Origin of the sequence: Palleronia pelagia, from assembly GCF_900110115.1 — a bacterium.
GTDB lineage: Bacteria > Pseudomonadota > Alphaproteobacteria > Rhodobacterales > Rhodobacteraceae > Palleronia > Palleronia pelagia.
In genome coordinates, this window is sequence record NZ_FOCM01000001.1 from 313,212 (window position 1) to 328,198 (window position 14,987).

Annotated in this window: 15 protein-coding genes; 5 read left to right on the plus strand and 10 right to left on the minus strand. The window is 68.1% G+C overall.

All coding sequences use genetic code 11. From position 1 onward, the window contains the following. Window positions 1-16 precede the first annotated feature (16 nt). From BMX96_RS01590 to BMX96_RS01635, 10 genes are all read right to left on the minus strand, one after another. Window positions 17-820, minus strand: coding sequence for a purine-nucleoside phosphorylase (locus tag BMX96_RS01590; RefSeq protein ID WP_091843527.1), 804 nt, complete (start codon window positions 818-820; stop codon window positions 17-19). Between the two features lies 1 nt (window position 821). Next, window positions 822-1,787 (minus strand): ABC transporter permease, encoded by a 966-nt coding sequence (locus BMX96_RS01595; protein ID WP_091843530.1) that lies wholly within the window; start codon window positions 1,785-1,787, stop codon window positions 822-824. Further along, complete coding sequence (locus BMX96_RS01600; protein WP_073128742.1) at window positions 1,784-2,893, minus strand: ABC transporter permease; 1,110 nt, start codon at window positions 2,891-2,893, stop codon at window positions 1,784-1,786. Before BMX96_RS01600 ends, BMX96_RS01595 begins: the two co-directional genes overlap by 4 nt. After that, the gene (locus tag BMX96_RS01605) at window positions 2,893-4,479 is read right to left on the minus strand and encodes an ABC transporter ATP-binding protein (RefSeq protein ID WP_091843532.1); all 1,587 of its coding nucleotides are present in this window, start codon (window positions 4,477-4,479) and stop codon (window positions 2,893-2,895) included. Before BMX96_RS01605 ends, BMX96_RS01600 begins: the two co-directional genes overlap by 1 nt. A gap of 76 nt (window positions 4,480-4,555) precedes the next feature. Continuing rightward, window positions 4,556-5,560, minus strand: a complete 1,005-nt coding sequence (locus tag BMX96_RS01610) for a BMP family lipoprotein (RefSeq protein WP_091843535.1) — start codon at window positions 5,558-5,560, stop codon at window positions 4,556-4,558. Window positions 5,561-5,743: 183 nt separating this feature from the next. Beyond that, window positions 5,744-6,160 (minus strand): GNAT family N-acetyltransferase, encoded by a 417-nt coding sequence (locus BMX96_RS01615; RefSeq protein ID WP_091843538.1) that lies wholly within the window; start codon window positions 6,158-6,160, stop codon window positions 5,744-5,746. Next, window positions 6,157-6,825: a tRNA (adenosine(37)-N6)-threonylcarbamoyltransferase complex dimerization subunit type 1 TsaB gene (gene tsaB / locus BMX96_RS01620; protein WP_091843541.1), complete on the minus strand. Its 669-nt coding sequence runs from the start codon at window positions 6,823-6,825 to the stop codon at window positions 6,157-6,159. Before tsaB ends, BMX96_RS01615 begins: the two co-directional genes overlap by 4 nt. Beyond that, a complete protein-coding gene (locus BMX96_RS01625) occupies window positions 6,818-7,378 on the minus strand; it encodes a NifU family protein (protein WP_073128747.1) in 561 nt (186 codons plus the stop codon). The genes tsaB and BMX96_RS01625 overlap by 8 nt, the downstream gene beginning before the upstream one ends. Window positions 7,379-7,450: 72 nt before the next feature. Then, window positions 7,451-8,191, minus strand: a complete 741-nt coding sequence (locus BMX96_RS01630) for a heparan-alpha-glucosaminide N-acetyltransferase (protein ID WP_091843543.1) — start codon at window positions 8,189-8,191, stop codon at window positions 7,451-7,453. Window position 8,192: 1 nt separating this feature from the next. Then, window positions 8,193-8,648, minus strand: coding sequence for a universal stress protein (locus BMX96_RS01635; RefSeq protein ID WP_073128749.1), 456 nt, complete (start codon window positions 8,646-8,648; stop codon window positions 8,193-8,195). A 375-nt stretch (window positions 8,649-9,023) separates the two neighbouring features. Between BMX96_RS01635 and urtA the strand changes: the two genes are divergently transcribed. The 5 genes from urtA to urtE are packed head-to-tail and all read left to right on the plus strand — an operon-like array spanning window position 9,024 to window position 14,986. Continuing rightward, window positions 9,024-10,307, plus strand: a complete 1,284-nt coding sequence (urtA, locus tag BMX96_RS01640; protein ID WP_091843546.1) for an urea ABC transporter substrate-binding protein — start codon at window positions 9,024-9,026, stop codon at window positions 10,305-10,307. Window positions 10,308-10,367: 60 nt separating this feature from the next. Next, window positions 10,368-12,308, plus strand: coding sequence for an urea ABC transporter permease subunit UrtB (urtB, locus tag BMX96_RS01645; RefSeq protein ID WP_091843549.1), 1,941 nt, complete (start codon window positions 10,368-10,370; stop codon window positions 12,306-12,308). Between the two features lie 3 nt (window positions 12,309-12,311). Continuing rightward, a complete protein-coding gene (gene urtC, locus BMX96_RS01650) occupies window positions 12,312-13,559 on the plus strand; it encodes an urea ABC transporter permease subunit UrtC (RefSeq protein ID WP_091843552.1) in 1,248 nt (415 codons plus the stop codon). Further along, window positions 13,556-14,287, plus strand: a complete 732-nt coding sequence (urtD, locus tag BMX96_RS01655) for an urea ABC transporter ATP-binding protein UrtD (RefSeq protein ID WP_091843555.1) — start codon at window positions 13,556-13,558, stop codon at window positions 14,285-14,287. Before urtC ends, urtD begins: the two co-directional genes overlap by 4 nt. Before the next feature lie 3 nt (window positions 14,288-14,290). Further along, on the plus strand, window positions 14,291-14,986 hold the full coding sequence (urtE, locus tag BMX96_RS01660; protein ID WP_091843559.1) for an urea ABC transporter ATP-binding subunit UrtE: 696 nt from the start codon (window positions 14,291-14,293) through the stop codon (window positions 14,984-14,986). Window position 14,987: the final 1 nt, after the last annotated feature.

Sequence of the window (14,987 nt, forward strand, 5' to 3'; positions counted from 1 at the left end):
CGTCGGACGCGATAAATCACAGGCGCGACAGGAAGCTGCGCAGGATTTTCTCCAGTTTCGCGGCGCCGAGGGGGGCCATTTCCTTGGTGTGTTCGTGGCCGATCTTCTCGGCCGACAGGCCCGCCGCCATGTTCGTGATCGCGCTGATCGCAGCGACTCGTAACCCCAGGAAGCGTGCGAGGATCACCTCGGGCACCGTGGACATGCCCACCGCATCCGCTCCGAGGATCCGCAGGGCCCGGATCTCCGCGGGCGTCTCGAAGCTGGGACCGGAGTACCAGGCATAGACGCCTTCGTGCAGATGCGTGTCGGTATCCTTGGCCGCGTCGCGCAGCGCCGCGCGCCAGTCGGGATCGTGGGCATCGGTCATCGGTACGAACCGTGCGTCGGTCGGCTCGCCGATCAGCGGGTTCAGGCCCGAGAAATTGATGTGGTCGCTCAGCAGCATGGCGCTGCCCGTGGGCATTTCCGGGTCGAGCGACCCGGCCGCGTTGGTGGCGATCAGCCCCTCGGCCCCCAGCGCCTTCAAAACCTCAAGCGGCAGGCGCATGGCCGACGGGTCGCCCTTCTCGTAGTAATGCGCGCGCCCGCCCAGCACCGCGATGCGCTGGCCCTCCAACTCGCCCACCACCAGCTTGGGGTTGTGGCCCGACACGCCTGCGTGCGGAAAGCCCGGCAGCTGGTCGTAGGGGATGGCGACGCCGTCCACCTGCTCGGCCAGGTGACCCAGCCCCGAGCCCAGGATCAGGCCCAGCCGCACGGGCGCGTCGCCCGCCCGGTCGCGGATGAAACGGGCGAGGTCGTCTGCGGCGCGGGACATTTCAGCGCTCCTTCACGTAGGGTTGCCCACCGGCGCGGGGCGGGACGGCCTTTCCGACGAAGCCCGCCAGGATCACCACGGTGAGGATGTAGGGCAGGGCCAGGACGAAGGCGTTGGGGATCTCGAACAGCACGAGGTCGATCGACGAATAGCGGTTGGAAATGGCCTGAAGCAGACCGAAGAGCAGGCACGCCCCCAGCGCGTACCACGGCCGCCATTTGGCGAAGATCAGCGCGGCCAGCGCGATGTAGCCGCGCCCGGCGCTCATGTTCTGGGTGAAGCTCGCAGCCAGCCCGGTGGCGAGGAAGCTGCCCGACAGCCCGCATAGCACGCCGCAGATCGCCACGGCGGCGTAGCGCAGCCGCACGACGCTGACGCCGGCCGTGTCCACCGCGCCGGGGTTCTCGCCCACCGCGCGAAGGCGCAATCCAAACCGGGTGCGGAACAGGACGTACCAGGTCAGCGGCACGGTCAGCAGGCCCACATAGACGAGGATCGTGTGACCCGACAGCGCATCGGCATAAAGCGGACCGATGAAGGGCACGCCCGACAGCGCCTCGGCGAAGGGGAGTTCGATCGGCGAGAAGCGCGCGCCCCCCGACAGCTGCGGCGTGCGCCCGCCCTGCGAGAACCAGTCCTGCGCGATCAGCACCGTCATGCCCGCCGCGAGAAAGTTGATCGCCACGCCCGATATCAGCTGGTCGCCCCGGAAGGTGATCGAGGCCAGCCCGTGGATCATCGAGAACACCATCGAGGACGCGATGCCGGCCAGGAGCCCCAGCCAGACCGACCCGGTCAGCGCGGCGACGGCGGCCGAGAAGAAGGCCGAGATCAGGATCTTGCCCTCGAGCCCGATGTCGAACACGCCCGCCCGCTCGGAGAACAGCCCGGCCAGGCAGGCGAACAGCAGCGGCGTCGCCAGCCGGATCGACGAATCGAGGATCTGGATCAGGTCGAGATAGTTCATTCCGCGGGCACTCCGGGTTTGTCGGGTTGGCGCCGGAAGCGCAGGAAGGCCTTCTCGAGAGGGCTGCGCACCATGCCGTCCAGCGCGCCGGTGAACAGGATGACCAGCGCCTGGATCACCACGATCATCTCGCGCGGGATCGAGGTTTCGAACTCCAGCTCGGCGCCGCCCTGGTACAGCGCGCCGAACAGGACCGCTGCGATGAACACGCCCACCGGGTGCGAGCGCCCCATGAGCGCCACGGCGATGCCCACGAAGCCCGCGCCCAGCACGTTGTCCTGCAACAGCCGCTCCTGCTCGCCCATCACGGCATTGATGGCCATGAGGCCGGCCAGGGCGCCCGAGATCAGCATCGTGATCATGGTGATCCGCACCGGGTTGATGCCGGCATAGACGGCGGCCTTGTCGGAGTGGCCGAAGGCGCGGATCTCGTATCCCAGCCTGGTGCGCCACAGCAGAAGCCACAGGCCCCAGCAGGCCAGCAGGGCCACGATGAAGCTGACATTCATCGGCGTGCGGGCGAAGTCGATGCCGATGGCCCCCAACACCTCGCGCGCCGTCGGCAGGTGCGAACCCTCGACGAAACGGGCGGATTCGGGCGCCATTCCGGGGGCCTTCAGCGCGCTCACCAGCAGGTAGACCAGCAGCGCCGAGGCGATGAAGTTGAACATGATCGTGGTGATGACGATATGGCTGCCCCGCGTCGCCTGCAGGTAGGCGGGGATGGCGGCCCAGGCCGCGCCGAAAAGGCCACCGCCAAGGATCGCCACCGGCAGCGCGATCAGCCAGTGCGGCCACGGCACCATCAGGCAGACCAGCGCGACGCCCAGGCTGCCCAGCTGCGCCTGGCCTTCACCGCCGATGTTGAACAGCCGTGCGTGGAAGGCGATGGCGACGGCCAGGCCCGTGAAGATGAAGTTGGTGGCGTAGAACAGCGTGTAGCCCCAGCCATAGGTCGAGCCCACGGCGCCGTTCACCATGATCGCCAGCGCCTCGAACGGGTCCTGGCCGATCAGCGCGACCACGAGGCCCGAGACGATCAGGGCGAGGATCAGGTTGATCAACGGGATCAGGGCCACGTCGGCCCACTTGGGAAGCTTGTCCATCAGCCGGCCTTTCCAGTGGCATGGGCGAGGTTTTCCTCGATCTCGTCGACCGAGTGGTCCTTGTCGGTATCCGTGATCCCGGCCATGAGCAGGCCCAGCTCGCGCTCGTCGGTTTCGGACGGCAGGCGCTCGCCCATGATACGACCGTCGAAAATGACGGCGATACGGTCACTTAGCGACAGGATCTCATCCAGTTCCACCGACACCAGCAGCACCGCTTTCCCGGCATCGCGCAGGGCGACGATCTGTTCGTGGATGAACTCGATCGCGCCGATATCGACGCCGCGCGTGGGCTGTCCCACCAAGAGAAGGTCGGGATTGCGTTCGAGCTCGCGGGCGATGACGATCTTCTGCTGGTTCCCGCCCGAGAAATTCTTGGCCTTCAGCCAGCAATTGGCGGGCCGCACGTCGAACTTGGCGATCTTGGCCTCGGCATCCTCGCGGATGGCGTCGTTGTTCATCATCACGCCGCGCTGGTACCGCGCGTCGTCGTGATATCCGAAGGCCACGTTTTCCCAAGCGAAGAAGTCCATGATCAGGCCTTCTTCCTGTCGGTCCTCGGGGACATGGGCGATGCCGCGGCGGCGCCGGGTGCGGGCATCGGATTCGGCGCCGGTCAGGTCCAGCTCTTGTCCGTTGACCGTGACGCGGCCCTTGCCGGGGCGCATACCGCCCAGAACCTCGAGCAATTCGGACTGCCCGTTCCCGGCCACGCCGCAGATCCCGAGGATCTCGCCGCGCTTGACGTTAAGCGATATTCCCCGCAGCCGTTCGACGCCCGAGCCGTCCACGACTTGCAGATTTTCAACATTTAGCACGGTTTCGCCCGGCGTGGCCGCCTGCTTGTCCACGCGCAGCAGGACCTCGCGGCCCACCATCAGTTCGGCCAGTTCCTGCGGCGTGGTCTCGGCGGTCTTCACCGTGGCCGTCATCTCACCCCGGCGCATGACGCTGACCGTGTCGGTGGTCTCCATGATCTCGCGCAGCTTGTGGGTGATCAGGATGATCGTCTTGCCCTCGCGCTTGAGTCCTTCGAGAATGCGGAACAGGTGATCGGCCTCGGCGGGGGTCAGCACGCCGGTGGGTTCGTCCAGGATCAGGATGTCGGCCCGGCGATAGAGCGCCTTCAGGATCTCGACCCGCTGCTGCATGCCCACGCCCAGATCCTCGATCTTGGCGTCGGGGTCGACATGCAGTTCGTATTCCTCGGACAGCTGCTTCAGCAGGGTGCGCGCCTTGGACAGCGAGCCCTTCAAGAGCGCGCCATCCTCGGCGCCCAGCACGATGTTTTCCAGCACGGTGAAGTTCTGCACCAGCTTGAAATGCTGGAACACCATGCCGATGCCCGCGCGGATGGCGGCCTGGCTGTCGGGAATCTCGGTCCGCTCGCCGCGGATGAAGATCTCGCCCTTGTCGGCCTTGTAGAAGCCGTAAAGGATCGACATCAGCGTGGATTTGCCCGCGCCGTTCTCGCCGATGATGCCGTGGATGGTGCCGGGCATAACGCGGATCGCGATGTCCTTGTTGGCCTGCACGGGGCCGAAGGACTTCGAGATGCCCTTGAGTTCGATGGCCGGTGCCGTCATGGAGCCCACCCTTCGGGGATTTAGTAAAACGGCCCCCGCGCGGGGTCGCGCGGGGGCCGGTGTCGTCAGGTCGCGATCAGAACGTCAGCGCGGGGCAGCTGTCGTCGCTGGTGTAATCGTGGACTTCCAGCTCGCCCGACTCGATGGCGGCGCGCGCTTCTTCCACGGCTGCCATCATCTCCTCGGTGACGAGGTCCTCGTTGAACTCGTCCATGGCAACGCCGACGCCGTCGTTGGACAGGTCCTTGACCACGATGCCGGTCTGCAGCTCGCCCTCGACGGCGGCGGTGAAGGCGTCGTAAACGGCGTTGTCCACGCGCTTGACCATCGAGGTCAGCATGTTGCCCGGGTGCAGGTAGTTCTGGTTGCTGTCCACGCCGATGGCCAGCTCGCCCTCGTCGGCGGCGGCCTGCAGCACGCCGACGCCGGTGCCGCCGGCGGCGGCGAAGACCACGTCAGAGCCCTGGCTGATCTGCGAGCGGGTCAGCTCGCCGCCCTTCACCGGGTCGTTCCACGCGGCGGGGGTGGTGCCGGTCATGTTGGCGATCACTTCCACGTCGGGGTTCGCCGCCTTGGCGCCCTGGGCATAGCCGCAGGCGAACTTGCGGATCAGCGGGACGTCCATGCCGCCCACGAAGGAAACGGTGCCCGTCTCGGAGGCCATGGCGGCCATCATGCCCACGAGGTAGCTGCCCTGGTGCTCGGCGAAGACGATGGATTGCACGTTGGGCTGGTCCACCACCATGTCGACGATCACGAAGTTGGTCTCGGGGTAGTCGGGGGCCACCTGTTCCAGCGTCGAGCCGTTGGCGAAGCCCAGGACCACGACCGGGTTCGCGCCGCGATCGGCCATGCGGCGCATGGTCTGCTCGCGCTGCGCTTCCGAGGCCAGCTCGGTCTCGAGGTAGTCGGCGCCGTCGTTGTCCTCGACCCAGCGCTGCGCGCCGTTATAGGCGGATTCGTTGAACGACTTGTCGAACTTGCCGCCCAGGTCGATGATGAGGCCCGGCTCGGCCATGGCAGCGCCGGCGGCCAGCGCCGAGGCGGCGACTGCACCCAGAAGGGTTTTCATGGTGGTCATTGGGGGTGTCTCCCTTGTGTTGTTCTTTGGCCAAGGGCTTTGGCGCCCATGGCCCGGGGTCGCCCGAGGGCGCCCGCGACAGCCGCGATTAAGGGCCGTGCGGACCCGAGAATCAAGACGGGATTGTGGATGAATCGCCGCGCGACGGGGCACCTGCCGTGGATTGAGGCAGATGACGTTTCGTCATGGGACCAGATCCCGGCCCAGCACCAGCGCATCCACCGACCCCGCTGCAGGATCGCGGTAGTAGCCACGGCGCAGGCCCAGTTGCTCATAGCCCATGGCGTCGTAAAGCGCCCGGGCCGCCGCGTTGGTCTCGGCCACCTCGAGAAAGACGCGCGTTGCACCGTATGCGCGCACGTCATCGTGAAACGCGTCGAGACAGGCGCGGCCCAGGCCCTTGCGGCGGTGGTCGGGATCGGTGGCGATGGTCAGCAGCTCGGCCTCGTCCAGCACGACACGCCCCAGGGCGAAAGCATGGTCCCGTGTGACCAGGACGGCGCCCGGCTGGGCCAGCAGGTCGCGGAAGCCCTCGGCCGGGAACGGCGGCGGCACGGTGATGGCGCGGGCGTGGAGCCGGGCCAGGTCCTCGGGCGTCATGCGACCGGGGGCTGGGCGCGGGCGGGGGCGGCGTCGGGCGGGCGCAGGTAAAGCGGCGCGGGCCGGTCGGGCGCGGTGTCGCCGCCCATGTGCCGCCGCTCGGCGATCTCGCAGATACGCGGCGCGATGGCGTCGAGGTCGGTTTCCAGCGCGGGCAGGCCCAGTGTGGGGCCGACTTGCAGCGCCAGGGGGCCGACCGCCTGCATCCCGGCGCCCGCCGCCAGGTCGCCCGGCGGATCGGAAGGGTCGATAAGGCGGGCAGGGCCGTCCGGCGCGCCGTCGCGATAGGCGCGCACATGGGCCATGTCGCGCGGCGCGGGCAGGCAGACCAGCGCGTCGCCCGAGGTGGCCGACAGCGCGACGTCGAAGCTCGACACACCATGGCAGGGGCGGTCGAGGCCCAGGGCAAGCCCGCGCGCCGCCGCGACCCCCACGCGCAGGCCGGTGAAGTTGCCGGGACCGATGCCCACCGCCAGCGCATCAAGGTCGCCCCAGCAAAGGCCCGCCTGCGACAGCAGCTCTTCCAGCATCGGGATCAGCCGTTCGGCCTGTCCCCGCGCCATGTCCTCCTGTGCCAGCGCCACGAGCGACCCGCCCGAACGCAAAGCGGCCGCGCAGTGCGCGGCCGATGTGTCGAAGGCAAGAAGCGTCGGTGCGTCAGGCAACCGGCCGCACCTCGATAACCTCGGGGATGTAATGGCGCAGCAGGTTCTCGATCCCCATCTTCAGCGTCAGGGTCGAGGACGGGCAGCCGGCGCAGGCGCCCTGCATGTGCAGGTAGACAACGCCACGCTCGAACCCGTGGAAGGTGATGTCGCCGCCGTCCTGCGCCACGGCCGGGCGCACGCGGGTGTCCAGCAGTTCCTTGATCTGGACGACGATCTCACCGTCGGGGCCTTCGTGGTCGGCATGGCCGCCCGACTGGTCGGCGCCGCCCGCCATGACCGGCTGGCCGGACTGGAAGTGCTCCATGATCGCACCCAGGATCGCGGGCTTGATATGGTCCCATTCGGTCCCATCCTGCTTGGTCACGGTGACGAAGTCGTTGCCCAGGAACACGCCCGTGGTGCCGTCGACGGCGAAGATGCGCGTCGCCAGCGGCGAGGTGTCGGCGGTTTCGGCCGAGGGAAAGTCGGCCGTGCCGGTCTCGAGCACGGTCTGGCCGGGCAGGAACTTCAGCGTGGCGGGGTTGGGCGTGGATTCGGTCTGGATGAACATTGCGGCGTCTTCCTTACTGCTGCACCCGATATGCGGAATGGCGCCCGCCATGTCAAGGACTCTAGAACCGTTCTAAAGTAGCCCCAGCTGCCGCGCGCCCATCAGGATGGCCAGCAAAATGGGCTGGTGCAACAGGTAGATCACCAGCGAATGGCGCCCCATGCGGGCCAGCAGGTCCGAGGCGACCGGGCCGCGGGGCAGGGGGGCGATCCGCGCCACCAAGAGCCCCGCCAGCGTGGCGGCGAACCAGGGGAAGACCGGCTCGTAATCCAGCGCGAACCAGCGGGTCGGCGACAGCCCGAGCGGGTAGAGCGCGGGGTGCGAGAAGAGATCCGAGGTCAGGACATGCGGCGCGGCCAGCGTCAGCAGGGCGGCCAGCGCCACCAGCCAGCCGGGCGCGAACAGGAACGGCAGCGCCAGCACCGAGAAGACGGCGATGGCGTGCAGGATGCCGAACCACACCGCCGCGCCCATGGCGTAATGCGTGGCGAGCGTGACCGCGGCGGCGGCCAGCACCAGTTGCCCCAGCCGCCGCAGAAACCCGCGCCAGCGGACACCGCGCCCATGGGCCAGTTGCAGCGACACGCCCGCCAGCGCGATGAAGCTCCCGGCGATGGACATGGCGAACAGCCGCCAGCCCGGCGCGCCGCCCACGTCCCATTGCGTGACGCCCAGCATGTCCAGGTCATAGCTGAAGTGGAAGACGATCATCGCCACCAGCGCGATGCCCCGCGCCCGGTCGATCCAGGCCACGCGTGCGGCCGGACAGGCGCCGGCCTTGGCCGCGCCTTGCGGGCGGTCACCTGCGCTCATGTCAGGTGATCGCCTCGAGCTGTTCCTTGCTCAGGTTGCCCGGCACCACGGTCAGCGGCACGGGCAGCGACCCGGCGATCTTCGACAGGTGCTGGACCAGCGGCCCCGGCCCGCCCTTTTCGCTGCTGGCGCCGAGAACCAGCACGCCGATCTCGCCGTCTTCCTCGATCTGCGCCATGAGCTGCGGCACCGCCTCGCCCTCGCGGATGACCAGTTCGGGGTCGACGCCCTGCCGGTCGCGCATCCACTTGGCGAAGACCTCGTAATGGGCGCGGATCCGCTCGCGCGCCTCTTCGCGCATGATCTCGCCCACGCCGACCCAGTGGTTGAACTCGTCGGGGGCGATGATGGACAGGATCTGCACGCCGCCGCCCGTCCGCGCGGCGCGCATGGCCGCGAAGCGCATGGCGTTCAGGCATTCGCGGCTGTCGTCGAGGATGACGAGGAACTTTCGCATGGATACCCCTGGGGTGTCTTCGACGCGGATGATGCATGCCGCCCGACGGCCTGTCCAGCCGAGCGGGGCTGTCCGACGCATACGAAAGACGCCTGCGCATTGTGCTGACGCAGGGTCATATGCCTCAAAATCCGGCAATCGAGGCGGGCCTTGCGGGTCTCAACCGCTGAGTCCTGTGCGAATCCGCCTCCGAACGCTCCATTCGACCCGCCGGGTGATCAAACCGGCATCAGATGTGCGACGGCGCCACCAGTCTGCGAAACCGAACCGCGCCGCCGCACGCGCAACCGAAATTGCGTGGGCAGGGATATGTTGCGGTGACGGCCCGTGTCGAGCCGGAATCCCCCCGTTCCGCGCGCCTGATGAGGGGTCATCATGTCTATCCGTTCCGTTCTTCTTTCCTCCGCCGTTGTTCTGGGGGCGCTTCCCGCCGCCGCCCAGGACGTCTCGTGCCCGATCAAGGTCGGCGTGCTGCACTCGCTGTCGGGCACCATGGCCATCTCCGAGACCACGCTGAAAGACGCCATGCTGATGCTGGTCGAACAGCAGAACGAGGCGGGTGGCGTGCTGGGCTGCGAGCTCGAGGCCGTGGTCGTCGACCCGGCGTCGGACTGGCCGCTCTTCGCCGAGAAGGCGCGCGAACTGCTGAGCGTGCACGAGGTCGACGTGATCTTCGGCAACTGGACCAGCGTGAGCCGCAAATCCGTTCTTCCGGTCATCGAAGAGCTGAACGGCCTGCTGTTCTACCCGGTGCAATACGAGGGCGAGGAGTCGTCGAAGAACGTCTTCTACACCGGCGCGGCGCCGAACCAGCAGGCCATCCCGGCCGTGGATTACTTCCTCGAGGAACTGGGCGTCGAGAAATTCGCGCTGCTGGGCACCGACTATGTCTATCCGCGCACCACGAACAACATCCTCGAAAGCTACCTGAAGGATGCGGGCATCGCGGACGAGGACATCTTCGTAAACTACACCCCCTTCGGCCATTCGGATTGGTCGACCATCGTGTCGGACGTGATCGAACTGGGCTCGGACGGCAGCCAGGTGGGCGTGATCTCGACCATCAACGGCGACGCCAACGTGGGCTTCTACAAGGAACTGGCCGCCCAGAACGTGAGCGCGGATGACATCCCCGTCGTCGCCTTCTCGGTCGGCGAGGAAGAGCTTTCGGGTCTCGACACCTCGAATCTCGAAGGGCACCTGGCCGCGTGGAACTACTTCATGTCCGCCGACACCGAGGCCAATGCCGAGTTCATCGCCGCCTGGCAGGACTTCATCGGCAGCGAGGACCGCGTGACCAACGACCCGATGGAGGCCCACTATATCGGCTTCAACATGTGGGTGAACGCGGTCGAAGAGGCCGGGACCACCGACGTCGACGCCGTGCGTCAGGCCATGTGGGGCCAGGAATTTCCCAACCTCACCGGCGGCACCGCGGTGATGGGCACCAACCACCACCTGGCCAAGCCCGTGCTGATCGGCGAAATCCGCGCCGACGGCCAGTTCGACATCATCACCCAGACCGATCCGGTGCCGGGCGACGCCTGGACCGACTTCCTGCCCGAGTCGGCCGTGCTCGAGTCCGATTGGCAGGAGCTGGAATGCGGGATGTACAACACCGAGACCGACACCTGCGTGCAGATCAAGTCGAACTACTGACCTGAGCCTCTGGGGCGCGCCGGCCGACCGGCGCGCCCATTGCCCTGACCGGGACGATCCATGCGCCGCCTTTTCCTCGCCCTTGCCCTGTGCCTGTTCGCCCCCACCGCGGTGGTCGCGCAGGACCTGCAATCGATCCTCCAGACCCACGCCGACGAGGTCGCCGACCCCGGCCGCCGCAGCGTGGGCGTCGTGATCGACGACCTGCTGGCCGCCGGTTTGCCCAACGCGCCGGATTTCCTGGCCGCGTGGCAGGACCGCGACATCGTCCGTGACACCGCCGATGGCCGCTTCTACCGCGCCGGGCGCACGTCGGACGGGCAGATCACCCTGATCGACCTGGACACCGGCGCGGAGACAATGGTGCCCGAGGACCGCGTGGAAGAGGTTCGGCCCAATGGCGGCGTGCGCCGGGTGCTGGGCGGCGCGCTGGTCCGCTTCCGCCTGTCCGACCCCGCGCCCGAGGTGCGGCGCGAGGCGCTGACCTCCATCGCCCGGCGGCCCGATGCCGACCAGATCGAACCGCTGACCCAGTCCATTCCCGACGAGCCCGTCGCCGCCATCCGCGCCGAGAAGGAGCGTCTGCGCAACATCCTGATCGCCCGTTTCGGCGAGACCACCGAGGCCCGCGTCGAGGCGATCGAAGGGCTGGGCGGCACCGTGTCCTCCGACGCCCGCGCGGCGCTGAGCCAGATCCTCGAGACCGAGGAGCGCGTGGCGGCGACCTTGCCGGATGACGTCAACGTCGCGCGCATCCTCACCCCGGGCGAGGATATCAGCCGGGTCGAGGCCTATGGCCGGCTGGTCGACGAAGGCCTGGCTCCCGCCCGCGTGTCGGACGCGGCGCTGCGCGACGCGTTGATCGCGGCGATCGAGGACGGCACCGTCGCCGGCGTGCCGGTCGAGACGCTGGACACCGACGCCGCCCGCCGCGACGCCTATGTCACCCTGGCCGAAGCGGGCGAGGTTCCGCCCTTCGTCACCGAGGAAGAGGTCGACGCCGCGCTGGCCGATCACGTGTTTTTCGCCGCCTACGACGAGGACGACCCCGCCATCACCGATGCCGCGCGCGAAACGCTCGAGGCGGTGGATCTGCGCGTCGGCGCCGCCCAGACCGCCGACTTGGCGCTGGACGCGCTGTCGCTGGCCTCGATCTACTTCCTGGCGGCCATCGGGCTCGCCATCACCTTCGGCGTCATGGGGGTCATCAACATGGCCCATGGCGAATTCATCATGATGGGCGCCTACACCGGCTATGTCGTCCAGCAATTCGTGCCCGACTACACCCTGTCGCTGGTGATCGCGCTGCCGCTGGCCTTCCTGGTCGCGGGCGCCGCCGGGATCGCGATGGAGCGGCTGGTGATCCGGCACCTCTATCACCGCCCGCTGGAGACGCTGCTGGCGACCTTCGGTATCTCGATCGCGCTGCAGCAGCTGGCCAAGAACATCTTCGGCACGCAGGCGCGACCGCTCACCGCGCCGGGCTGGCTGGACGGGCAGTGGGTCCTGAACGAGCTGGTGGGCATCAGCTATATCCGCATCGCCATCTTCGTGCTGGCGGCGCTGTTCCTCGGGCTGCTGCTGTTCATCCTGAACCGCACGCGGCTGGGGCTCGAGGTGCGGGCGGTCACGCAGAACCCGGGCATGGCGGCCAGCATGGGGATCGACCCCGACCGCATCAACATGGCGACCTTCGGCATCGGTTCGGGCATCGCGGGGATCGCGGGCGTGGCCATCGGCCTCTACGCGCAGGTCACGTCCGAGATGGGGGCGAACTACATCGTGCAAAGCTTCATGACCGTGGTCGTGGGCGGCGTCGGCAATGTCTGGGGCACGCTGGCGGGGGCGGGGCTGATCGGCGTGCTGCAGAAGCTGATCGAGTCGCTGAACCCGTCCAACACGCTGGCGGCGCAGACCTACATGATCCTCTTCATCATCGTGTTCATCCAGTTCCGGCCGCGCGGCATCGTCGCGCTGCGCGGACGTGCGGCGGGGGACTGAGCCATGGCCGTCAGCGAAAGCCTGCCCCTGCGCCCCACGCCGCGTCCCGCCACGGCGCCGTCCACCTGGGTGTTCCTCGGGGCGCTGGCCGTCTTCACGCTGGTCGTCACGGTGATGGCCAGCCAAGGCATGATCTCGACCGCCTTCGTCAAGACGCTGGGCAAGACCTTGTGCCTGATGCTGGCTGCCGTCGCCATGGACGTGGTCTGGGGCTATACCGGCATCCTCAGCCTCGGGCACATGGCGTTCTTCGGGCTGGGCGGTTACATGATCGGGATGTGGCTGATGTACGCGCGGACCGAGAACATCGTCGCGCCCGCGCTGGCCCAGCAGCCCCTGCCGCCCACCCAGGACGAGATCCGGGATGCCATCGGGTCGCAGATCTTCGGCGTCGTGGGGGCGTCCGACTTTCCGCTGGTCTGGATGTTCTCGCATTCGCTGGTCGCGCAGCTTGCCCTTGTCGTGCTGGTGCCGGGTCTGCTGGCGCTGGTCTTCGGCTGGCTGGCCTTCCGCAGCCGGGTCACGGGCGTCTACCTGTCGATCCTGACGCAGGCGATGACGCTCGCGCTGGCGCTTTACCTCTTCCAGAACGACAGCGGCCTGCGCGGCAACAACGGGCTGTCGGGGCTGCAGAACATTCCCGGCTACGAGCAGGTTCCGCAGGCGACGATCTCCCTGTGGTTCCTGTGGGCGTCGGCGCTGGCACTGGCGCTGGGCTACCTGCTGTTCGCCTGGGTGGTGTCGGGCAAGATGGGCAGCGTGCTGCGTGCCGTTCGCGACGACGAGGCGCGGGTGCGGTTCCTGGGCTATCACGTGGAGGGCTTCAAGCTGTTCGCCTTCACCCTCACCGCGGTGGTCACGGGGATCGCCGGCGCGCTTTATTACCCGCAGGCGGGCATCATCAACCCGGCCGAGATCGCGCCCATCGCCTCGATCTACCTGGCGGTCTGGGTCGCGATCGGCGGGCGCGGGCGGCTCTACGGCGCGGCCATCGGCGCGGCGCTGGTGTCGCTCCTGTCCAGCTGGTTCACCGGCGGCGGCGCGCCCGACATCAACCTGGGCGTCTACACCGTGCAATGGACCGACTGGTGGCTGGTGCTGCTGGGCCTCAGCTTCGTCTGCGTCACGCTGTTCGCGCCCAAGGGGATCGGCGGGCTGGTGGACCTGGTGCAGGCGCGGCGCGTGCCCGACCGGCAGGGGGACTACGGCCCCGACAAGGGCGCCAAGCGGCAGGAGGAGGGCCGCGAATGACCCTGCTGGAAGTTTCGGGCGTGTCGGTCAGCTTCGATGGCTTCCAGGCCATCGACAACCTGTCCTTCTCCATCGGCGAGCCCGAGCTGCGCGCCGTGATCGGCCCCAATGGCGCGGGTAAGACCACCTTCATGGACATCGTGACCGGCAAGACCCGGCCGGATTCGGGCCACGTGCTGTGGGGCGAGGAAAACCGCAACCTGGTGGGGCTGAGCGAGCAGGCCATCGCGCGGCTGGGCGTGGGGCGCAAGTTCCAGAAGCCCACCGTGTTCGAAGCGCAATCGGTGCGCGACAACCTGGCCATGGCGCTGAAGGCGCCGCGCGGGCCGTTCGACGTGCTGCTGCGCCGAAATATCGACGAGGGCCGCCTGCATGAGGTCGCGGCCGAGATCGGGCTGGAAGATCACCTCGACCGTCCCGCCGGTGCGCTGAGCCATGGGCAGAAGCAGTGGCTCGAAATCGGGATGCTGCTGGCGCAGGAGCCGCGGCTTCTGCTGGTGGACGAACCCGCGGCGGGCATGACCACCGCCGAGCGCGAGCATACCACCGACCTTCTGAACCGGCTGGCCCAGCGGCACGCCATCGTCGTGGTCGAGCACGACATGGCCTTCGTCCGCCGCCTGGGCTGCAAGGTCACCGTGCTGCACGAGGGGCGCGTGCTGGCCGAGGGATCGCTGGACCACGTGACGCAGAACAAGGACGTGATCGATGTCTACCTGGGGCGCTGAGCGATGCTGGACGTAACCGGTCTGACCCTGCGCTATGGCCAGAGCCAGGTGCTCCACGGTGTGGACCTCGTGGCGCGGCCGGGGCAGGTGACCGCGCTCATGGGCGTGAACGGGGTCGGGAAGACCTCGCTGATGAAGGCCATCGCCGGGCGGCATCCCTTCACCGAGGGGCGGATCACGCTGGACGGCCGCGACCTGGGCCATCCCAACGCCGTGACGGCGGCGCGGGCCGGCATCGCCTATGTCCCCCAGGGACGCGAGGTGTTCCCGCTGCTGAGCGTGGCCGAGAATCTGGAAACCGGCTTTGCCTGCCTGCCGCGCGGCGGTCGGGACGTGCCCGACCGGATCTTCGAGCTGTTCCCGGTGCTGGCCAAGATGCGCCACCGGCGCGGCGGGGACCTGTCGGGCGGGCAGCAGCAACAGCTGGCCATTGCGCGGGCGCTGATCGCACGGCCGCGGGTGCTGCTGCTGGACGAGCCCACCGAGGGCATCCAGCCGTCGATCATCAAGGATATCGGCCGCGTCATCGAGGTGCTGCGCGACGAGGGCGAGATCGCCATCGTGCTGGTCGAGCAATATTTCGACTTCGCGCTGGGCCTTGCCGACCGGGTGACCGTGCTGCAGGGCGGACAGGTCAGTTTCCGGACCGAGGATGTCGCCGCCGACCGCGACAAGCTGGCCGACGCCATGGCGCTGTAAC